We start from the raw sequence: 22115 nt of genomic DNA, 5'->3' as shown, positions 1-22115 counted from the left end.
TCACTGCTCCAGTCGGTTTGCTAGCGGCATCGTTTGCAATCTTTGCTTTACTTGCGGCCGCAACTTAATCCAAGTAAGCGGATATTCTCGCTTACGTCCAACAATATAATACATGGCTGATAATTTCGGTAAAAGCTTAAATACACCTTTTTGCACTCGATTGCGGGAATCGAGACTTTCGATAAGCATGGTTGGCGCGAAGTAACCCGAGTCGACCACCTCAAAATTAAGCAGGTGTAACCAGTCCTTCACCCGCGCTTGACTAAACCAACGCCCAGCAAAAATACTTGGCTGCTGCTGCCACCAGGCTAAACGCCGCAATTGAGCCAGCGCGAACGGGTTCATCCCCACATGAATAAAGTAACCATTAGCGACGAGACTGCGACTCAACTCGCGCAGGTATAAGTGCGGATCATGCTGAAATTCCAGCTGCAAGACACTCAATAAGCCATCTAAGCTATGCTCACCAAAAGGCCACGCAGTCGGCTGGGCAATCACTGCAGCGGTCCCACTTGGGGCAATCGAGATATCGCGCCTTACCCGCAAATGCGGGAGTGGAATACTCGCCGAAAGCGCCCCAACTCGGGCGAAATAATAGCCAAAAATACGCTCACTTAAGCCATCGAGTTGTGCCGCCACCTCAGCTTGTAACCACTCGCCAGTAGGGATTTCAGACCATGCTTGCAGCGCTTCAAAACGCCGTTGACTTAATGCAGGTTTTAACATTCGCTTGATTCACCTGTATACTCGAGCAAGTTAAGTTCGCCACATTTCATAGCTAAGGGTTATAGCATGCAGGTTGAGGCAATTCGAGCGTTTACCGACAATTATATTTGGGCGTTAAGCGAACCAGACAGGGACCAAGTCGTCGTTGTCGATCCTGGCGCTGCGCAGCCGGTAAAAGATTTTTTGCAGCGCAAAAATGCTCAACTCAGTGCCATTTTGGTCACTCATCATCATTGGGACCATACCAATGGGATTGCCGAATTAGTCGCCGCCTACCAAGTAGCGGTTTTCGGTCCAGCAAACTCTCCATTTGCAGGAATCACCCAGCCATTGAACGACTCAGAGGTATTATCGCCGCCTGGATTAGATGTCGAGTTTAAAGTGATTGCCACACCTGGACATACGCTCGATCATATTGGCTACTACGGTGACGGTAAATTATTCTGTGGTGACACCCTATTTTCGGCTGGCTGTGGACGGATGTTCGAAGGCACTCCGGAAGTCTTTCATAAATCTTTACAACAGCTTGCGGAACTTGCTGACGAAACCCTCGTCTATTGCACACATGAATACACGCAAGCCAATTTAAACTTCGCAATCACCGCCCTGCCCACCAGCGAGGCATTGGTAAATTATGCCGCGAAGGTCGCAAAGTTACGGGCAGAAGATGCTTGCACTCTGCCTTCGACAATTGGTTTGGAAAAACAAATTAACCCTTTTTTACGCGCTCAAAATGTGGCCGAATTCGCCCGCTTAAGAGCAGCAAAAGATAACTTTTAATGAGAAATATACGCATGCGGTACTGGCCTATTTCTGTTCTTGGCGCGCTTCTTCTAAGTGGCTGCCAACTGCTTCCTGCTCAACCCAACGTACCAGAGCAAAACGCACCACAAGTGGAATTGACCACTGAACTCTCACCACCAGTCGCTGCGCAAGAAGAGCCGAACGAACCGGTAGCTGAAGAGCAGATGATCGCCGAGACAGCGAGCCAAGTCGCTGAGCTTACGCCACAGCAAGAAGCCGATATTTGGCAACGGATTCGGCGCCAGCTTACCCTAGAGACACCAGAGCATCCGCGCTTAATCAGCCAGCGTGATTGGTACTTAAAACACCCAGCGTATATGGAACGGGTGGCGAAACGCGCAGAACCCTTTATGTATTTGATTGTAGATGAAATTGAAAAGCGCGAATTACCGCTCGAATTAGCCTTACTCCCCATCGTTGAAAGCGCCTTTGATCCCTTTGCCTACTCCCACGGCCGCGCCTCAGGTATCTGGCAATTTATTCCGGGCACGGCTCGGCATTATGGGCTAGATATTAATTGGTGGTACGACGGTCGCCGTGATGTTAAAGCAGCAACCATCGCCGCTCTCGACTACCTCGAATATTTGCATGACTTCTTCGATGGCGATTGGCTCCATGCACTTGCGGCCTACAACTCTGGCGAAGGACGTGTTCGCAATGCCATTCGCCGCAACGCCAGAGCAGGTAAACCGACCGATTTTTGGTCCCTTGATCTGCCCAAGGAAACGCGTGCTTACGTCCCCAAATTACTGGCCCTCAGTGATATTTTGAAGCGCCGTGATGAATATGAGTTTAGTTTTCGCTTTATCGCTAATCAGCCATTCTTGGCCATAGTCGAAGCCGATGCCCAACTGGATCTTGCTTTGGCCGCTGAACATGCTGAGCTCGACCTTGAAACTCTCCATCATTACAACTCAGCCTACAATCGTTGGGCAACGGATCCAGATGGTCCACATCGCCTGCTCCTCCCTATCGCCAACGCTGAAAAACTTAACCAGTGGTTGCAGCAAAGTAATCCGCAAGATTGGGTGCAATGGACCCGACATAAAGTGCGCCGCGGCGAGAGTTTGTTGAGTATTGCTAAGCATTACCATACCACCGCAAGCGCAATTCAGCTCGCCAATGATATTGATAGTCACATTATCCGCGCCGGAGATTATTTGTTGATTCCGGTTGCGACCCGTGACCTGGATGATTATTCACTTTCCGCAGAACAACGCTTAGCGGAAAAACAAAGTCGTCCTCGCGGAAAATACAAAGTTGATTATGAAGTGGTGCCTGGTGACACTTTATGGGATATCAGTCGCGAATTTAAAGTGAATTTGCGCGCCTTGGCAAGTTGGAATGGGATGGCCCCGACGGACCCACTGCGCCCGGGCAAGCGCCTAGTGATTTGGCAAGAGAATGAAACCGCCAGTACCGGTGTGGTGCGAACAGTAAGCTACCGAGTTCGCTCGGGCGACTCCTTGGCGCGGATCGCAAGTCGGTTCAGAGTCAGTATTGCTGATATTGAAAAATGGAATCAAATCAGCCGCTCAAACTACTTGCAACCCGGACAAGTTCTAAAACTATTCGTCGACGTCACTCAGTAATTGCTCGAGCTCTTGCTCGGACAAAACAGGAACTCCAAGCTGCTCAGCTTTGCTGAGCTTGGAGCCAGCGTTGTCACCGGCTATCACCGCAGTGGTTTTCTTTGACACACTCCCACTCACTTTCGCCCCAAGCGCTTGCAAAGCTTGCTTCGCTTGATCACGGGTCATAGTCGTCAAGGTTCCGGTCAACACATAAGTATGACCCGCAAGAGTTGCGGTCGCCGCCGAAGGCTTCTCAAGTGCTGGCCAAGCGATTCCGAGCTCTTCTAACTCTTCAATCACAGTCTGATTGTGGGGCTCACGAAAAAACTGATAAATATGGCTCGCAACCACCGCACCGACATCCTGGACTTGCTCGAGTTGTTCTAGTTCGGCCGCTTGAATCGCTGGCAAGTCACCGAAATGATGGCTTAAGTTCAGTGCAGTCGCTTCACCTACCTCTCTAATCCCAAGCGCATAGAGAAACCGCGGTAACGTGGTTTGTTTACTTTTATCAATTGCTTGCACAATTTTATCTGCTGATTTGGCACCCATGCGGGGCAAAAGTGCCAATTTATGAGCCTTTAGACGGTATAAGTCTGCCGGTGAATGAAGCCAATCGAGCTCGACCAGTTGCTCGATTAACTTATCGCCGAGCCCATCAATATCCATTGCTTTACGTGACGCAAAATGCTTTAACGACTCGCGCCGTTGGGCCGGACAAATGAGCCCCCCAGTACAGCGCGCTACGGCTTCTCCCTGCGCACGTTCGATGTGCGAGCCACACTCTGGACACGCGCTTGGGAACTCGATCGGAGTTGTATCTGCCGGGCGCCTATCCATAACCACCTGAACAACCTGAGGAATAACATCTCCAGCGCGGCGAATAATCACCACATCACCAATACGAATATCGAGTCGTTCGATTTCATCAGCATTGTGAAGGGTTGCATTTGAGACGGTCACCCCACCGACTGCAACGGGGTTAAGTCGAGCCACCGGGGTAATCGCACCGGTCCGTCCGACTTGGAAATCGACTCCATGGATGGTCGTCATTTCTTCTTGCGCAGGAAACTTCCATGCAATTGCCCAACGCGGTGCGCGCGAGACAAAGCCAAGATTATCCTGTAAAGCGATACTGTTAACTTTTAAAACGACACCGTCAATCTCGTACCGCAATTGCGGGCGACGGCTCAAAATGTCCTGGTAATAGGCGGTCACAGCTGATGCACCCTCGACGACTTTAATTTCATCGCTTATCGGCAAGCCCCAGCTTTGCAGTTGCTGCAAGCGCCCAGCGTGGCTATCTGCAAGGTTTACCTCGGTGCTGACTACACCCATGCTATACGCGTAAAAATGGAGCGGCCGTTGCGCAGTCACTTTCGAATCAAGTTGGCGCAAACTCCCCGCGGCTGCATTACGGGGATTGGCAAAGACCTTGTCGCCGCGCTCCAGCGCATGCTGGTTATAGCTTTCGAATGCTTTAATCGGCATGAAAACCTCACCACGCACCTCGAGCCGTTGCGGATAATCGCCGCTCAATTGAAGTGGCACATTACGGATGGTTTTAACATTTTCGGTAATATCTTCACCGGTCTGCCCATCACCTCGGGTTGCGGCTCGGATTAATTTCCCTTGCTCATAGAGAATACTTACCGCAGCCCCGTCCAACTTGGGTTCGCAACAAAATTCAAGCTCTGAGGTTAGGTCTAAACGCTCTCTGATACGCTGATAAAAAGCGCTAAACTCGTCTTCTTCAAAAGCATTATCCAGCGACAACATCGGGGTTTCATGGGTCACCTGCTGAAACGCTGAGAGTGCTTTACCACCAACTTTTTGGGTAGGTGAATTGCTATCAGCATACTGTGGATAATCAGCCTCAAGTTGCTGTAACTGACGAAATAGGCGATCATACTCGGCGTCGGGTACCGACGGTTGATCAAGTTCGTAGTATTCCTGATTATAGCGCTGCAATAATTGCGCTAACTCTTGCATCCTTTGTGGGATAGAGGCTTCAGTCATGGTACATCACTTTTATCAGGTTATTGACGGATCAGACGCTGGCGTTCGTATTCTCGGATCCGTTGGTGGATATGCTGGACGGCCTGACGCGTCAGTGGATTGCGGTGCTCATCTAACACCTGCCCTTTACCAATCGCTTTAGCAAGTTTCACCGCAGCATTATGCATCATAGTAAAGGCTTGCTTCGAGTCACCTTTAATGGGTAATGCCAAAAACAATGCAACACCTTGGGTTTCAAAGGTTTCGATCTGGTCGATGTCAAAAGTTCCAGGGTTGAACATATTCGCCAGGCTAAACAGCACGGGGCCATTTCCAGCGGTATCAACATGGCGATGGAAAATACTAAACTCGCCAAACTTAAAGCCAAGCTCAGTCATTTGTTGTAACAATACAGGGCCCTCGATCTGCCCCATAACATGCAACACGATCACTTCGTCTGGCTCTTGCGTTGGCACTTGTTCGTCAGGCTCAGCTGCTACCGTAAGCTCCATCGCCGCTTGCTCAGGCTCTGCCGTAACCGTCGGCATAGCGACGGGTTCTGGCTCTTCACGCGACGCACGAATCGGTTCAGGTGCTGTCTCAGGCGCGGTTTCAGCTTCACTTTGCGGTTCTGTGGCTGGAACTTCTGCTACAGGAATCTCCGCACTCGTTTCTTGCTTCTCGATGACTGGTTCTGAAGTTGCTTCGACAGGCTCAGCTGGTGCTGGCGATGCGACTGGCGCATTGCTTTCAGCCTTGCGAACAACTCTCACTGAACCAATGCCATCTTGATCAAAACCCTCACGATCAAGATCGCTCCGTTTCCGTTCAACTGCCGCAGCTTGCTCGCGCTGCTGACGTTCATTTTTGCGAATAGTCCACATGCCATGGCCGATAATCGCGACGATTAAAATCAACCCAATAACACTGAAAACAATCTGCATATTACTCATAGTCATGCTGCTCTTATTATGCGTCGGACATCGCAATAGCTTCTTCAATATCGACCGCAACAAGGCGGGAAACACCCGGCTCTTGCATCGTCACACCAGCTAGGTGAGAAGCCATCTCCATCGCAATTTTATTATGGCTAATATAGATAAATTGAACCGACTGCGACATCTCTGAAACCAAACGACAGAAACGTCCAACGTTCGCATCATCCAATGGTGCATCCACTTCATCTAACAAACAAAATGGCGCCGGATTTAATCGGAAAATCGCAAACACCAATGATAATGCGGTCAAAGCTTTTTCACCACCCGAAAGCAAATGAATCGTACTATTTTTCTTACCTGGCGGTCGCGCCATAATAGTGACCCCAGTCTCCAACAAATCGTCGTCGGTTAGGTCAAGATATGCACTGCCGCCACCAAAGACCTTGGGGAACAACTCTTGCAGGCCGCTATTGACGGCCTCGAATGTGGTTCTGAAACGTTGCCGTGTTTCCCGATCTATTTTCTTAATTGCCGTTTCGAGCGTCTCTAACGATTCGCTTAAATCCTGATGCTGTTGATCAAGGTAGGTTTTGCGCTCCGCGAGCGTTTCAGCCTCTTCGATCGCCGCTAAATTGATCGCTCCTAAACGGTTAATTGCTTGCTGTAGTCGTTCGACTTCCGCTTGCCATTTTTGTTCCTCAGCATCATCGCTTAGCTGCTCAAGAATCGGCTTTAACTGCTGGTTCATATCAGCCAGTACACTCAGCACGTTACGACTTCGTTCTTGCAGCGCAGCGAGTTCGAGTTGAGTGCTTTGCAGGGCTTGGCGGGCCCGTTCGATTTGCGCTTCTACCCCCTGCGATCCCGAGCTCAACTCGCGCAGTTGCTCTTCTAAAGCGGCCACTACATTGCTTGCTTCCCGCCGTTCGGACTCAATCTGCTCACGCTGCGCGAGACGCTCTTCAAGTTGCAGCGCCAACATCTCAATTTGTTCTGCGCTGGTATCATCCGGCAAAGCAAGCTCGGCAAGCTGCTGCTCTGCCTGCTGTTGTTGGCTGCGATTACGTTCGAGCAATACCTCAGCTTGCGCGATTTGATGTTGTAACTGCTGTTGTTGTAATTGAGTTTGTTGCTGCGCCTGTTGTTTAACTTGCAGTTGTTCGCGCAAGTGCTGGCGCTGCTGTTGCAACTGCTCTTTTTGCATTTGAAAATCATGCAGGGGTAGGCTTTCAAGTGCGGTTTCAGCATGGACAAGCTCTAATTCAGCTTCCTCCAGGCTCAGTTCAAAACCATTGATCAATTCGGCTAGCTCTGCTTCGCGTAACTCCAGCTGGTGCTGCTGCTCGATATGCTGTTGTTGCTGCTGTTGCAACCACGTGCGCTTCTCTTTCAGCGCATCAACTTGGGCTCGTTGATTCGCAACCTTTTGCTGCTCTTGCTCACGCTGTTCTTGCAGTGCCACTTGTTGTTGCCGATATTCCGCCAACGAAGCTTTGGCCGTCGCAATTTTTGTCGCTAACTCAGCAAGTTCTTGATCGAGCTGTTGCAATTCTTGCTGCCGATGTAACTGACTTTCTGCTAACTCTAGTTGTGGCGCTTGATAGCCATACGAGGACCAAATCTCGCCATGTTCGTTGAGATAAGCAATCGACGTATCGGCAGCTAACTCACTGGCTGTCGGAGTTTTCACTTGAATCTGCTGCAACCAGCGCCAACGCTTAAGTGGACCAGATACTAAGGCCGCGAGGGAGTGCTCAGGTGCCGCGGCGCTCTCATTGAGCACCACGAGTCGAGCCCCCTGAAGGTTCGGCCACTCCTTTGGCAACTCAGTAATGACCCAAGCATCAAGCCAATCACCCACCAGTTGCTCGAACGGCAATTGCCAGTGACTTGGCAGATCAATCAGATCACGAACTTGGCCGAGCGGTTGCAGCTGCTGTTGAGTAAGCCACGCACGCGTCGCCGCAGGCCAATCTTGAGCTTGCTCTGCCTCGAGCAAGGTCTTAATTGAACTCTGCCGACCTTGCTTTTGGTGCAACTGATCTTGCCACTGCTCTAGTTGCTCAGTGATTGCACTGGTTTCGTCGGCACAGGCCTGCTGAGCCTGTTGTAGCTGTTGTAAGTTTGCCAACAGCTGCTCAAGTTGTGTGGTTTGCTGTTCGAGCTGATCGTCAAGCTCAGTCAGCTGTTCGGCAAATTGCGTTTGATCCAGCTGTTGGCGTTGCTCATTTACTCGCGTTAAATCATCTTGTGCGCGCTGCAGTTGCGCCCGATCGCGTTCAAGTTTTAGTTGCGCTCGCTGAATTTCTTCACGATGTTGCTGTTGTTGCTCAAGCTGTTGCTGTTGCTGCTCTTGTAACTGCAACCACTGGGCTTCATGCAACTCAACTTGTTCCTGCGCTGCGGTCAATTCTTCGGTGCTCAATTCCAATTCAGGTTCGAGTTCGGCGAGGCGGCTTTGGTATTCTTGTTGTTGTGCTAAGTCGAGCTCAGTGCGACGATTCAGCTCGGTAAGTTGATGCTGCAATTCAGTCCGGCGCTGCTGCTGTTGTTGGGTCTGAATGCGCGCATTTTGAAGTTCTGCCTCAAGTCGAGTAATGTCATTCCCAGCTTGATAAAATGCCTGTTGAATCAACTCTAATTGCTGTTTGGCATCGGCAATTTGCTGGCGTAGCTCATCACTACCGCGCTCACTTCCACGTTGCTCGGCAATCCACTTTTCCAGTTCAGTTTGTTGCTGTTGCTGCTGCTGCCTGAGTTGTTCTGCTTGCTGCTCGAGGTTTAACCAACGCAAGGCCTGCAATTCACCCTTATAACGACGTTCACTCTGTTTTAACTCTTTGTAGCGTTTCGCGGCGGCTGCCTGGCGCTGCAATTTGTTTAACTGAGTACCAAGTTCTTCTCTCACATCGGTCAAACGCTCAAGGTTATCGCGCGTATGCTGCATCCTATTTTCAGTTTCTCGGCGCCGTTCTTTATACTTTGAGATGCCAGCTGCTTCTTCGATAAATATGCGCAGTTCTTGAGGCTTTGATTCGATTAAGCGCGAGATCATTCCCTGCTCGATAATGGCATAGCTACGCGGACCTAATCCGGTGCCTAAAAATAAGTCGGTGATGTCACGCCGACGGCATTTACCGCCATTAAGGAAATAGTCAGAGCGGCCATCACGGGTCACCAAGCGTTTGACTGAAATCTCCGCAAAACTCGCGAACTCACCTTGGATTCGGCCGCTGCTGTTATCAAACACCAGTTCAACACTTGCCTGAGATACTGGTTTACGCGCATTTGAGCCGTTAAAAATGACATCTGTCATGGCATCGCCACGCAGGTTCTTAGCTGAACTCTCGCCGAGCACCCAGCGCACTGCGTCAATCACATTCGATTTGCCACAACCATTCGGCCCGACAACACAAGTCATCTGGTGCGGAAATGGAACCTTGGTGGCATCGACGAACGATTTAAAGCCCACTAACTTTATATGTTTGAGGCGCATGCTTTATTCTATTGTTATGGTCGCATTTGGCAGTGTTAGTTTATCCTTTGATGATGCAGTATTTGCCCTAGTGGTCGCAACCCTTTTGTGCAGCTCGTCAAGCTTGCAACGGAAATTTACAAATTGGTCCCGATTCAGTTCGGCAGACACGATATACTCAGTCACTCTATTGTCGGCAGGAGGATAGAAATGGCACGTGACTTACACCACAACGGTATCGCCTACATTGCAACAGGTTTTGACTTAGCCTTTCGCAAAGGTGTGCGGCGCTATGTCATGATTCCTCTGACCATCAATGTATTGTTATTTGGCGCTGCCATTGGGCTGATCATTCAATACGCACCGGATTGGGTCAGCGCTTTATTAAGTTACCTGCCGAGCTGGTTACACTGGCTAGAAGTTCTTATTTGGCCACTTTTAGTGATTTCCGTATTGCTCGTATTTGCCCTGACATTCACCAGTGTCGCCAACATCATCGCGGCTCCTTTCAATAGTTTGTTAGCGGAAAAAGTTGAACAGCAACTGACAGGTGTGGCTGCTGCGGATGGAGGCGTGAAGGGGATGATTCGTGATATCCCGCGGATTTTGATGCGCGAATTACAAAAAATCCTCTACTTTATTCCGCGCTTAATTGGCTTTGCGTTACTGCTCTTTGTGCCCCTTATCGGACAGGTTTTATGGTTTCTTTTTGGGGGCTGGATGATGACAATACAGTATGCTGATTATCCTTTTGATAACCACAAGGTTCCATTTGCACAGATGCGTCGTGAATTGTGGCGGCATAAAGGCAAGAGTCTCAGCTTTGGCTGTAGCATCGCCATCTTATCCAGTATTCCGTTGATTAATTTGGTCATGATCCCGGTTGCGGTCGCCGCAGCAACGGCCATGTGGGTTGATCATATGCGGAACAACACATTGGGTTAACCTTCATTCCAATATTAACAAAACAATTTTAACCTTCGCACTAGAAATTAACATTTCTCAGGGTTAGACTCAGGGTTCACTTTTAATCGAGTTGAATCCTGTGTTTCGAATGATAAAACAATGCGCTATTACACTGTGGTTGCTATTGCTGACGTTCCATTGCTTCAGCAAGCCTGCCTACAGCGAAGAAGTGCATTGGGCGATAAATGAAATACCCCCCTTTCATATCGGCACTGGTCCCTACCGAGGGCGTGGCGTGTGCGACGCAGTGATTAACGCAGTGATGACCTCTCTCACTGACTTTACGCATACTAAAACCACCCTGCCGGGTTTGCGCGCGACGATCATGATGCGGGAACAACAGGCTAAGTTATGCTTTCCCTGTGCAATCCAACAAGCGAACGATAGTGAAATTATCTACAGTAAAGCGACCCACCAATATGCTCCTCATGGCGTCATCACACGCAGCGATTTAGCAGCTCGTTTGGTGAGACGCCACGGGCAACCTATCAGCCTTACGGCCCTTGCCCAAGACCTCGATTTTACCTTTGCCCAGCCACTTGGACGGCGGTTCGGCGTGTTACAGCCTATTATTGATGACTATCTTGTCGATAGCCGCCGCTATGTTACGGTCGCCGGGGAAACCGCCAGCGATAATGTGCTGGCAATGCTGCGCAGCGAGCGCGTGGATTACACCATTGATTATCAAATGGTGATGGAGTATTGGCTTGAACAAACTCCTCGCCACCTCGCCTTTATTCCGATCCAAGAAAATTATAACCAACAATTGTTTGGAGCAATTGCCTGTCCAAATAATGAATGGGGAAAACAAGTGATCGACGCGGTTGATGCCAACATTGAAGCGATCCGAAACGACCCGAATTTAATTCAAACCCAGCAATTTTGGCTGAGTTCGCCTGCCAATACTATCGAGCTACTGCCGGACTCGCTATAATAGGCTCATTCATAATCATTAGGCGATTTAGATGAGCGTAGAAAACTTCTCCCCGAATAGTGAAGTAACGGGACACAATATTGGCTTTGTCAGTCTCGGTTGCCCCAAAAACTTAGTCGATTCTGAACGGATCTTGACTCAATTACGCACTGAGGGCTATCAAATCACCAACAGTTACGATAATGCTGATATGGTGATCGTTAATACCTGTGGTTTTATCGATAGCGCAGTGCAAGAATCATTGGATGCAATTGGCGAGGCCCTCGCCGAAAACGGCAAAGTGATCGTTACCGGCTGTCTCGGAGCGAAAGACGATGATATTCGAGAAGTGCATCCTAATGTTCTGGCTATCACTGGACCACACTCCTATGAAGAAGTGATGCGCCACGTCCATAACCACGTGCCTAAGCCGCAGCAAATTCCATTTGAGACACTGGTACCAGAAACTGGGATCAAGTTGACCCCGCGACACTATGCTTATTTGAAAATATCTGAAGGCTGCAACCATCGTTGTACCTTTTGTATCATTCCATCTATGCGTGGTGACTTAGTCAGCCGCCCCGTTGGAGATGTTCTTGCTGAAGCGCAACGGCTGGCAAATGCAGGCGTCAAAGAGTTGCTGGTAATTTCACAGGATACCAGTGCCTACGGGGTTGATGTAAAACACAAAACCGGATTTTGGGATGGCCAGCCGGTGAAAACGCGCATGCTCGAACTGTGCGAAGCACTCGGCAAGCTGGGTATTTGGGTGCGTTTACACTACGTCTACCCCTACCCATCAGTTGATGATGTTATTCCGCTGATGGCCGAGGGCAAAATTCTACCTTATTTGGATATTCCGCTGCAGCACGCCAATAAGCGCATCTTGCGACTCATGAAGCGTCCGGGCTCAGCAGAACGGACCCTCGAGCGGATTCAGAACTGGCGTAAAATCTGCCCAGAATTAACCATTCGCAGTACCTTTATTGTTGGTTTTCCAGGTGAGACAGAAGAAGAATTTGAGGAACTGCTCGAGTTCTTAAAACAAGCACAGCTTGATCGAGTGGGATGCTTTACCTATTCGGAAGTTGAAGGGGCCAAAGCAAATGAGCTTCCTGATCCAGTTCCAGAGCACGTCAAACAAGAACGCTATGCTCGGTTTATGGAAGTGCAACAGCAAATCAGCGCTCAGCGCTTGCAGCAAAAAGTCGGCAAAACTCTGACTGTGCTTATCGATGAAGTCGATGAAGAAGGCGCGATCGGACGTAGTTATGCCGATGCGCCAGAAATTGATGGTTTGGTCTATCTAAACGGCGAACAAGACGTGCAGCCGGGTGATCTGGTCAAGGTCAGCATTGAGCATGCCGATGAGTACGATCTCTGGGGCAGTAAAGTCGACTAGTCGTCACTGCCCTCATCGAGCAGCTTGTTATCAAGCTTCTTCGAGGTCTGCACCCCCATTTCTTTAAACTTTTCTACGCGGCCAACAAGATTCCCACGGCCGCTAGAAAGTTTATTCATGGCACCGTCATAATGCTTACGAACTGTTTCGAGGCTATTACCGATTTTCTGCATATCTTCAATAAAGCCGACAAACTTATCGTATAACTTAGCCGCATCATTGGCGATACGCTGAGCATTCTGATTTTGGTGCTCATACTGCCAAATATTATTCACCGTCCGTAACGCAACCAGCAGGTTGGTTGGGCTGACCAGCATGATGTTGTGGTCTAGCGCCAAGCGAATCAATTCCGGCTCGCGATCAACTGCCAGCAAAAAGGCAGGTTCGATTGGAATAAACATCAACACGTAATCCAAAGTGCGAACGCTTTCGAGTTGCTGATAGTTCTTCTTCGAGAGCCCCTTAATATGGGCTCGTAATGAGTTGACATGGTCATTCAATGCCGCCTCGCGCTGACCATCGTCATCGCTGTTAAAATAGCGCTCGTATGCCACCAACGAAACTTTTGAATCAATCACCACGTCTTTATCGTTGGGCAAATGCACGACCACATCGGGTTTGAAGGACTTACCATCCTCATCTCGATGATGGCTTTGGGTCTCATACTCATGCCCTTCGCGCAGCCCCGATTGTTGCAAGATTCGGTCGAGCACTACCTCGCCCCAGTTGCCTTGCGCCTTGGTATCCCCTTTAAGTGCTTTGGTGAGTGCATCTGCCTCAGCCGCCATTTGTTTATTCAGCTCTTTCAGCGAGGAGATTTCAGTGGTGAGCGAGGCGCGCTGCTTCAGCTCTTCGGTGTACTGTGTCTCAACTTGCTTTTTAAAGGCTTCAAGTTGTTGTTTAAATGGCGCTAAGGTGACTTCTAGGGTCTGCTTACTCGACTGCTGTAAGCGCTCTGACTTTTGCTCAAATATTTTCTGTGCGAGGCGCTCAAAGTCCTGCTTCAAGCGCTCTTCACTTGCCTCGAGGATCTTCTGCTTTTCTTCTGCATGTTTGAGCGCACTCTCAAGTTTTGATTGCAGGCTCGCTGCTTCAGTTTGGAATTGACTGCGCTCGTGCATCGTCTCGCGAAGTTGCTGCTCAGTATTTAACAAGCGCTGTTCAACTTGAGTCAGTTGTTGGGCTGATGCTTGCTGGCGTTCACTCGCAAGTAGCGCTTGATGTTCAAGTTGCTGGCGTAACTGATTTTGCTGCATCCGCCCAAACCACAACCCAAGCAAACCGCCGACAGCAAGCAAACCAATGCCTGCTGCTAGCCATTGCCATAGCACCAAACTAAGCATCTTCAGCTTCCAATTTTAGGCGCCAAATTGCAGGACCGGTTTCATGGGCATTATCACCACGGCTATCCACCGCGACAGTGACCGGCATGTCCTCGACCTCGAATTCATAAATCGCTTCCATTCCTAAGTCTTCAAAGGCAACCACTCGTGCTTTCTTGATTGCCTTGGCGACGAGATAAGCTGCGCCACCAACGGCCATCAAATACACCGCTTTGTGCTGTTTGATACTTTCAACGGTGGCAGGACCGCGCTCTGCTTTACCGATCATTCCGAGGATGCCGGTTTGATCCAACATCATGTCGGTAAACTTATCCATCCGCGTTGCTGTAGTTGGTCCTGCCGGACCGACCACCTCATCGCCAACAGGGTCAACTGGGCCGACGTAGTAAATAAACTTGTTGGTGAAATCAACCGGAAGCGGTTCACCGCGATCAAGCATGTCTTTAATGCGCTTATGCGCAGCGTCACGACCCGTTAACATTTTCCCAGACAACAACACTGTCTCGCCGGTTTTCCAGCTCTCAACATCTGCTTGGGTGACTTCATCTAAATTAACGCGGCGCGCATCATCACCCAATTCAAAAGTGATATCTGGCCAATCTTCTAATCGTGGTGGCTGCAAATCTGCAGGGCCTGAACCATCGAGGGTGAAATGTGCATGGCGAGTCGCCGCACAGTTCGGGATTAATGTCACAGGTTTTGAAGCCGCATGAGTTGGCGCCGACTTAATTTTAACGTCCATTACGGTCGTGACGCCACCTAGGCCTTGCGCTCCGATACCCAGCTTATTGACGCGATGATAGATTTCTAAACGTAACTCTTCTTCAGCAGTTTCAGGTCCGCGCTCGAGCAACTCTTGGATATCAACCGGATCCATTAAAGCTTCTTTCGCCAACACAGCTGATTTCTCTGCAGTACCGCCGATACCCAATCCGATCATTCCCGGCGGACACCAGCCAGCACCAAGTTTTGGCATAGTCTCAACCACCCAGTCAGCGATGTTATCGCTCGGATTTAACATCACCATCTTCGATTTGTTCTCAGAGCCGCCCCCTTTGGCTGCAATCATAACCTCGACTTTATCACCCGCAACCATATCGATATGAACGACGGCTGGGGTGTTGTCACCTGTGTTTTTGCGCGCCCCTGCTGGGTCAGCAACAATTGATGCCCGCAACGGATTATCTGGGTTAGTGTAGGCTCGCCGCGTGCCTTCATCGACCATTTGCTGAATCGTCAGGTCCGTTTTATCCCACTGCACTGCCATACCAACTTTAACAAAACAGGTTACGATGCCGGTATCTTGGCAAATGGGACGCTTTCCTGTTGCTGACATGCGTGAATTGGTGAGAACTTGCGCGATAGCATTCTTTGCCGCCTCACTTTGCTCACGATGATAGGCTTGCTCAAGTGCTTGGACAAAGTCTAACGGGTGATAATACGAAATGTACTGCAGGGCATCAGCGATGCTTTCGATGAAATCAGCCTGACGAATAATGGCCATGTGAACCTCTGTTGACAGAAATAAAGTGAGTTAAACACGATTTCGTTATCATACTATTTTGCGGATACCCTGACCAGTTATGGTATGCTTCAAGCTCTTTATTTAGCGGAATATTGAACGGAATTAACGTGCGCTTAGTTGCTCAACCAATAGCTCTTAAATCATCCCCAGCGCAGCTTGCTTCGCATTGCGCTGACGAGCCGTGGTTTTTATTTTTAGACAGCTGTGAGCATCCGCAAGGGCGTTACGATATGCTCTTTCGCCAGCCGCTGAAGAAGTTTATTGAACTGCGTCAAGAGCAGCCTTGGCCTCAGTACTTACAGCAGCAATTACAAACTCAGTGCGACTACTCCGGTCCGAGCCATTTGCCCTTTCAAGGTGGCCTTGCGGGTGCTTTCAGTTACGATGCTGGAAGAGTGCTCGAACAGCTTCCCGAGCAAGCGTTGGCAGATATCGATTTACCTGATCTGGCGGTGGGCTATTACAGCAATGCACTCATCTTTGATAAGCAAAGTGCACAATATTGGCTGTTAGCACAAGAGGATGAATGGCAGCTGCAAGCAGAATTTTGGCAGGCTTGTGATATCGGCCCGGCACTCCAGCCGCAGTTTCGCCTGACCAGCGGTTGGCAGAGCAATCTCAGTGCGGATGAATATCAACAGCGATTTAAGCAAATTATTGCTTACCTAAACGCCGGTGATTGCTATCAAATTAATTTGGCACAGCGTTTTAGTGCAGAATTTACCGGTCATCCTTGGGATGCCTATCGCCACTTGCGCGCAAGCAACAAGGCGCCTTTCTCCGTTTATATGAAGCTTGCTGACGGCGCGTTGCTCTCGCTATCACCCGAGCGGTTTTTAAAAGTTGATGCCAATGGTCAGGTTGAAACCAAGCCAATTAAAGGTACTTTACCCCGCGACCCTGACCCACAGCGCGATGCTCAACTTGCTGAACAATTACAAAACTCGAGTAAAGACCGCGCCGAAAACGTCATGATCGTCGATTTACTCCGCAACGATTTAAGCCGTTTGTGCCGCCCACACACTGTTCATGTACCCAAATTATTTGCTATTGAAAGCTATCCTGCTGTGCACCATTTAGTCAGCACAGTGGTCGGTGAGTTACAAAGCGCACAACAAGCTATCGAATTATTGGGCGCCTGTTTCCCTGGCGGCTCAATTACTGGTGCCCCCAAGATTCGGGCAATGGAGATCATTGAAGAGCTTGAACCGCACCGACGCAGCTTTTATTGCGGGAGTTTTGGTTACTTCTCGCAACATGGTCAAAGCGATACCAATATAGCTATTCGCACCTTAGTGCTCGACGTGAATACAGCTCACTGCTGGGCAGGTGGCGGTATTGTTGCGGATTCGCAAGCCGCGAACGAATATCAAGAGACCCTCGATAAAGTCGCCAAGATCTTACCGATTCTGGAGCAACTTGGGCATGACTAAAGATGAGTTTCTGCGTCGCTTTCAGTTGCAGTGTCGGCCTCAAGTTAAGCGTCCGCAATGGGCTAATATGCGCCAAGCAGCGGTCCTCGTGCCGATTCTAGAACAAGCGGATGGACTGCATATTATTCTCACTCGACGCTCGCAGAATTTACGTCATCATGCCGGTCAAATCAGCTTCCCAGGCGGTCGTTATGATGAAACCGATCACAGTTTATTTCAAACCGCTGTCCGCGAAGCCCAAGAGGAAATTGGCTTACCCCCTCAGGCGATTGAACTCGTCGGCTGCTTAAGTGACTACCCGGTGATCTCAAATTTCATCGTCAGACCTTTTGTGGCGCTGGTCCAACCAGGCTTTAAACTGCGGGCAAACCCTGCTGAAGTCAGTGAAATTTTCACAGTTCCCATTAACGAAGTACTGCAACAACAGCAGCATTTTGTTTATCGTTTACCAAGATTCTTGTACGATCGGGTTTATTTTATTCCGTATCAGGAACGGACAATTTGGGGAGCGACCGCTGGTATGTTACGCGAGCTCGCTGACCATATTTATCCTGATCAACAGCGATTACATAAAGAGATTCTATGATCAGCGTATTTGATATCTATAAAGTTGGGATTGGTCCATCAAGCTCACACACGGTTGGGCCAATGCGGGCGGCATACGCTTTTCTACAAGCAGCACAAGCGGCTGAGCTACTGACTCAGGCCGATGCGGTAGAAGTTGAATTATTTGGCTCGCTTGGACAAACCGGTAAAGGACATGGTACGGGCAAAGCCGTCATCTTAGGTCTACTGGGTGAACAGCCCGAAACGGTTGATACTGAGCAGGTCGATGAGATGCTTGCTAGCGTCGAGGCGAGCGAACAAATCAACCTGCTGAGTCAGCACCAAGTAGGCTTCCCACGGACCGGCGCAATTATTTTCCATCGTCGTAAAACGCTATCGCGCCATGCTAATGCGATGGAACTGCGACTGTTAGCAAAAGGTAAAACCATTTATCGGGATATTTACTATTCAATCGGTGGCGGTTTCATTGTTCGTGATCAGGACTTTGAAGAAACCTTAGAAGAGGCCATCGAGCAATCATCCAAACCGATTCCGTACCCTTTTGATAGCTGTGCCGAGCTACTTGCTCATTGTAATGAGCACGGCTTGCGGATCAGCTCGCTGATGCTGGCAAATGAGAAGGTCTTCCGCAGTGAAGCTGAGATTCGCGCCGGTTTGATGGATATTTGGCGCACTATGGATGCCTGTATCGATCGCGGGATTCGGACCGAAGGTATTTTGCCCGGGGGTTTAAAAGTAAGACGTCGTGCGCCAGCATTGTATCAGCGCCTGCGCAATGAAAAGTCAGCTGACCCGATGCAGGCCATGGACTGGGTCGACTTGTTCGCACTGGCAGTAAACGAAGAAAATGCCGCAGGCGGCAGAGTCGTCACAGCGCCCACCAATGGTGCGGCAGGAATCATTCCAGCAGTAATGAAATATGCCGATAAATTTATCGCCCCGCTAGATGAAGAGACCGTGGTACGTTTTCTGCTGACCAGCGCAGCGATCGGCATTTTGTACAAGAAAAATGCCTCGATTTCAGGTGCTGAAGTTGGCTGCCAAGGCGAAGTCGGTGTCGCCTGTTCAATGGCGGCGGGAGCACTCGCCGAGCTAATGGGCGGTAACGTCAGTAATGTTGAGAACGCTGCAGAAATTGGCATGGAACATAACCTCGGCTTAACTTGCGACCCTGTTGGAGGGCTGGTTCAAGTTCCTTGTATAGAGCGCAATGCAATGGGTTCTATCAAAGCTATCAACGCAGCGCGTCTGGCCCTGCGTGGTAGTGGTGACCATAAAGTATCCTTAGACAAGGTCATCAAAACCATGTGGGAAACGGGCAATGATATGCGGACCAAATACAAAGAGACCGCTCGGGGCGGTCTGGCGGTCAATATTATTGAATGCTAAAACGGTAACAACCTAGTAAAACGGCAGTTCGATAGCGCGGAACAGTAGGTCAACCTCTTCTTGAGACTTGGCTCGAATCGCATCCTCGACTGCCGTTTTATGCAAATGCGGAGCGAACAGCTCAAGAAAGTCGTACATATAATTACGCAAGAACGTCCCCTTACGAAAACCTATCTTAGTGGTACTGGCACGAAATAGATGTTCTGCGGGTAACACCACTAAGTCGTTGTCTTGTTGCTTATCAACTGCCATCGAGGCCACCACACCGACACCAAGCCCCATTCTAACGTAGGCTTTAATGACATCTGCATCGGTCGCAGTAAAAACGACATTTGGCTTTATTCCCGCTTCGCTGAAGGCTTGGTCGAGCTCAGAACGACCGGTAAAACCATGCACATAAGTGACGATTGGATAGCTACCAATATCCGTCAAAGAAACCTTGTCAAGCTGACCCAGCGGATGCCCTGCAGGTGCAATCACACTGCGATTCCACTGATAACATGGCAACATCACTAAGTCCTGATAAAGATGTAATGCTTCTGTCGCGATTGCGAAATCAGCCGTACCATCGGCTGCAGCCTCACTAATTTGCTCTGGAGAGCCTTGATGCATATGCAAAGATACTTTCGGATAGCGCTGCATAAACTGCTTAATGACTGGCGGTAAGGCATATCGTGCTTGAGTATGGGTGGTGGCAATATTCAACTTACCCTGGTCAGGTAAAGTGTATTCCGAAGCAACCGCCTTAATGGCGTCAACCTCTGCCAAAATATTGAGAGCAATCTTAATGACCTCTTCGCCTGCTGGGGTAACGTGAGTCAGATGCTTGCCGCTGCGCCCAAAGATTTGCACGCCGAGCTCGTCTTCGAGCATGCGGATCTGCTTACTGATCCCCGGCTGCGAGGTAAATAAGCTCTCAGCTGTCGCTGAAACATTGAGGTTATGATTTAATACCTCAACGATATAGCGAAGTTGTTGTAATTTCATAGTTTGCCCATATGCTTTACTTATGCAAAAAATATATATGAGAATAGCTGTTTATTCCAATAATCGGGTTTAATTTTATGTCTTCACTTGCCGATCAATTAAAAAATTTGGGCTTTAAAGAGACCGAGTCCGACACCTCCGAGCAATCCATAGAGCCTTCGGTAACGCCTAAACAAGACACTGCGGTCACTATTCAGCGCCAAACGAAAGGTCGTAAAGGTAAAGGGGTCACTGTCATTGATAACTTGCAGGTCACAGCTGCAACGCGGGCTCAAATCGCATCTACTCTTCGCAAAAGCTGTGGCGTTGGCGGTTCGGTTAAAGCTGAAACAATCGAATTACAAGGCGATCAACGCCAAACTGTGAAAGCATGGTTCGAACAGCAAGGTTATAAGGTGAAATTTACCGGGGGTTAAAGAGAATAAGTAAACGAGACTTGACGACCGGATTGGGTCCAACGCAATTGGGTCGTTAATTGGCGCAGCAAATCAAGGCCTCGACCGTGACTCGCCTTGTTCGAACGCTGCTCATAATCTTCTGCCGCCCAACCTTTGCCGCTATCCGTCACGGTAAACTCAAGTTGTCGAGACGTCGCGTCAAAACGAACTGCGATTGAAATCTTACCCTTACTTAATTCGCGTAAGCGTAAAGAGCGTTGTTGGTAATACTCGGCAAAACCATCCGAGCTATCTTTTAGACTCGAATCGAGCGCCAGTAAACCGTGTTCTAAGGCATTATTATAGGCTTCAGCGAGCAACAAATAGAGTGTTGTTCGGTGACGCCTTAGGCCCGGTAATGAACCAATCGCAGTCAAAACATGATTGACTGGATCAAGCTCGCGAATATGCTCCACCTCTAGGTCAACTAACAGTTGAAATGGCATTGCGCCGTCTTCAGTCGGCACCGGAATGTCATCAAGCCCAGTGGGTTGACAGGCTAAAATTGCCAGCGACAAATCGTCATGTAATGGCTGCGTTCCCCGAAAATGCTCCAGCTCGGCAACGAGGCGCTGAAAGTCGTCTGATTTTGGAAAGCGTCGCAGCAGTTGTTCAAGCGAATCGATGCCGAGGAATTCGAGTTGATGTCCCAGTAACTCGATCACACCATCGGTGTATAAGGCGATGTGTTGATCATGGCTAGCGCGAAAAGTGGTGACTCGGCTATCAAAATCATCTTCGTCTAACACGCCCAGAGCCATATGCTGAGCTGAAAGTCGCTCGATAACCTCACCTTTATCATTAAATAAGATGGCAGGCGGCATCCCACCATTCCAATAGGTAACGCGCTCGCCGTTCGCCGAAATCTCGAGTAAGAATCCGGCACAGAACATGTCATCAGGTAACAGTCGATTGAGACGAAAATTGAACTCAGTCACCATCTCAGCAACTGATACACCGCGGTCGGCCATGGCGAAAAAAGCCTGTGATAAGGGTAAGGCTCCTGTTGCCGGAGCTAGCCCATGACCCGTAAAGTCAGCCATGAATACGTAGACGTTTCCAATCGGACCTGGCGCAACCAAACACAAATCGCCGTTAAACTTCGAGACTGGGGTAAGATAAGTGCGAATGTGGTTATAATCTAGAAAGTTACGGCTTAAAGCATTGCGAAAAATGTGCTCAACGAGTTGGTGCTCGCGGTCGATTCGAGTCGCGTGCCAAGCCAACGAGTGGCGTGTCTGAGCCAGCTCGATACGGAGGAGTTGTAACTGACTCAACATTGCAAGGCGAGTCTTAAGAAGTCCGCTCGGCTCTGGCCAAATCAAACCATCGACGAACAGCTTTTCAGATTCATCAAGCAGTCCGACAAACCCCGCTTCAGTATCTGTGATTAACAGCACATCGCTCGGATAGTCCGTTTCGACGGCCTTGCGATGCTGTTTTACGAGCATCTTGAACTGCTCATACTGAGTACTTTGATACTCCAATATAACCAGTAAGACATTTCCCTCGGAGAGCAACTGATTGACATCTTGCGGAGAAAAATTGACGATTTTAAGCGAGGGGTAGTCGAGCTTGAGTTGCGCAAGCACTGTTTGCGCTAGAGGCGAGTTATCATGAACCGCTAGCATGGTTGAC

General features: G+C 49.4%; 17 protein-coding genes. 9 read left to right on the top strand and 8 right to left on the bottom strand.

The genetic code is table 11. From position 1 onward, the window contains the following. Positions 1–726, bottom strand: a complete 726-nt coding sequence (locus tag CWI83_RS00670) for a class I SAM-dependent methyltransferase (RefSeq protein ID WP_126824357.1) — start codon at positions 724–726, stop codon at positions 1–3. A 66-nt stretch (positions 727–792) separates the two neighbouring features. On the opposite strand from CWI83_RS00670, the gene gloB reads away from it, so the two are divergent. Next, the gene (gloB, locus tag CWI83_RS00665; protein ID WP_126824354.1) at positions 793–1506 is read left to right on the top strand and encodes a hydroxyacylglutathione hydrolase; all 714 of its coding nucleotides are present in this window, start codon (positions 793–795) and stop codon (positions 1504–1506) included. 14 nt (positions 1507–1520) lie between these two features. After that, entirely contained in the window at positions 1521–3122 is a 1602-nt protein-coding gene (locus CWI83_RS00660) for a LysM peptidoglycan-binding domain-containing protein (protein WP_126824351.1), read from the top strand. On the opposite strand, the gene ligA is transcribed toward CWI83_RS00660, so the two are convergent. The 3 genes from ligA to smc are packed head-to-tail and all read right to left on the bottom strand — an operon-like array spanning position 3099 to position 9536. Beyond that, positions 3099–5123, bottom strand: coding sequence for an NAD-dependent DNA ligase LigA (ligA, locus tag CWI83_RS00655; protein WP_126824349.1), 2025 nt, complete (start codon positions 5121–5123; stop codon positions 3099–3101). The two genes, CWI83_RS00660 and ligA, sit on opposite strands and share 24 nt — an antisense overlap. Positions 5124–5143: 20 nt before the next feature. Then, the gene (gene zipA, locus CWI83_RS00650) at positions 5144–6055 is read right to left on the bottom strand and encodes a cell division protein ZipA (protein ID WP_157980345.1); all 912 of its coding nucleotides are present in this window, start codon (positions 6053–6055) and stop codon (positions 5144–5146) included. A 16-nt stretch (positions 6056–6071) separates the two neighbouring features. Next, complete coding sequence (gene smc, locus CWI83_RS00645) at positions 6072–9536, bottom strand: chromosome segregation protein SMC (RefSeq protein WP_126824343.1); 3465 nt, start codon at positions 9534–9536, stop codon at positions 6072–6074. 189 nt (positions 9537–9725) lie between these two features. Here smc and cysZ point away from each other — a divergent pair, with 189 nt between their 5' ends. The 3 genes from cysZ (at position 9726) to rimO (ending at position 12796) form a co-directional block, all read left to right on the top strand. Then, complete coding sequence (gene cysZ / locus CWI83_RS00640; protein ID WP_126824340.1) at positions 9726–10460, top strand: sulfate transporter CysZ; 735 nt, start codon at positions 9726–9728, stop codon at positions 10458–10460. 109 nt (positions 10461–10569) lie between these two features. Further along, complete coding sequence (locus tag CWI83_RS00635; protein ID WP_126824337.1) at positions 10570–11415, top strand: hypothetical protein; 846 nt, start codon at positions 10570–10572, stop codon at positions 11413–11415. A 31-nt stretch (positions 11416–11446) separates the two neighbouring features. Then, positions 11447–12796, top strand: coding sequence for a 30S ribosomal protein S12 methylthiotransferase RimO (gene rimO, locus CWI83_RS00630; protein ID WP_126824334.1), 1350 nt, complete (start codon positions 11447–11449; stop codon positions 12794–12796). Here rimO and rmuC read toward each other — a convergent pair. Both rmuC and CWI83_RS00620 read right to left on the bottom strand, forming a co-directional pair. Beyond that, on the bottom strand, positions 12793–14139 hold the full coding sequence (gene rmuC, locus CWI83_RS00625) for a DNA recombination protein RmuC (RefSeq protein WP_126824331.1): 1347 nt from the start codon (positions 14137–14139) through the stop codon (positions 12793–12795). The two genes, rimO and rmuC, sit on opposite strands and share 4 nt — an antisense overlap. After that, entirely contained in the window at positions 14132–15643 is a 1512-nt protein-coding gene (locus tag CWI83_RS00620) for a fumarate hydratase (protein ID WP_126824328.1), read from the bottom strand. The genes rmuC and CWI83_RS00620 overlap by 8 nt, the downstream gene beginning before the upstream one ends. A gap of 128 nt (positions 15644–15771) precedes the next feature. On the opposite strand from CWI83_RS00620, the gene pabB reads away from it, so the two are divergent. From pabB to CWI83_RS00605, 3 genes are read left to right on the top strand one after another with little or no spacing between them, the layout of a single operon-like run. Further along, positions 15772–17097, top strand: coding sequence for an aminodeoxychorismate synthase component I (gene pabB / locus CWI83_RS00615; RefSeq protein ID WP_241969842.1), 1326 nt, complete (start codon positions 15772–15774; stop codon positions 17095–17097). Then, on the top strand, positions 17090–17683 hold the full coding sequence (locus CWI83_RS00610) for a CoA pyrophosphatase (RefSeq protein ID WP_126824325.1): 594 nt from the start codon (positions 17090–17092) through the stop codon (positions 17681–17683). The genes pabB and CWI83_RS00610 overlap by 8 nt, the downstream gene beginning before the upstream one ends. Further along, a complete protein-coding gene (locus CWI83_RS00605) occupies positions 17680–19053 on the top strand; it encodes an L-serine ammonia-lyase (RefSeq protein WP_126824322.1) in 1374 nt (457 codons plus the stop codon). The genes CWI83_RS00610 and CWI83_RS00605 overlap by 4 nt, the downstream gene beginning before the upstream one ends. Positions 19054–19065: 12 nt before the next feature. Here the strand turns inward: CWI83_RS00605 and cysB are convergent, their stop codons facing one another. Further along, positions 19066–20040 carry an HTH-type transcriptional regulator CysB gene (gene cysB / locus CWI83_RS00600; RefSeq protein WP_126824319.1) on the bottom strand — a complete coding sequence of 325 codons (975 nt, stop codon included), beginning with the start codon at positions 20038–20040 and terminating at the stop codon, positions 19066–19068. Positions 20041–20117: 77 nt separating this feature from the next. Here cysB and CWI83_RS00595 point away from each other — a divergent pair, with 77 nt between their 5' ends. Beyond that, the gene (locus CWI83_RS00595) at positions 20118–20456 is read left to right on the top strand and encodes a translation initiation factor (protein ID WP_126824317.1); all 339 of its coding nucleotides are present in this window, start codon (positions 20118–20120) and stop codon (positions 20454–20456) included. On the opposite strand, the gene CWI83_RS00590 is transcribed toward CWI83_RS00595, so the two are convergent. Further along, positions 20453–22108, bottom strand: a complete 1656-nt coding sequence (locus CWI83_RS00590; protein ID WP_126824314.1) for an ATP-binding SpoIIE family protein phosphatase — start codon at positions 22106–22108, stop codon at positions 20453–20455. The genes CWI83_RS00595 and CWI83_RS00590 overlap by 4 nt on opposite strands. Between the last annotated feature and the right edge of the window lie 7 nt (positions 22109–22115).

Origin of the sequence: Pseudidiomarina taiwanensis (assembly GCF_003987435.1) — a bacterium.
GTDB lineage: Bacteria > Pseudomonadota > Gammaproteobacteria > Enterobacterales > Alteromonadaceae > Pseudidiomarina > Pseudidiomarina taiwanensis.
The sequence above is the reverse complement of the archived record's forward strand: the minus strand, read 5'-3'. Positions and strand labels throughout refer to the sequence as shown.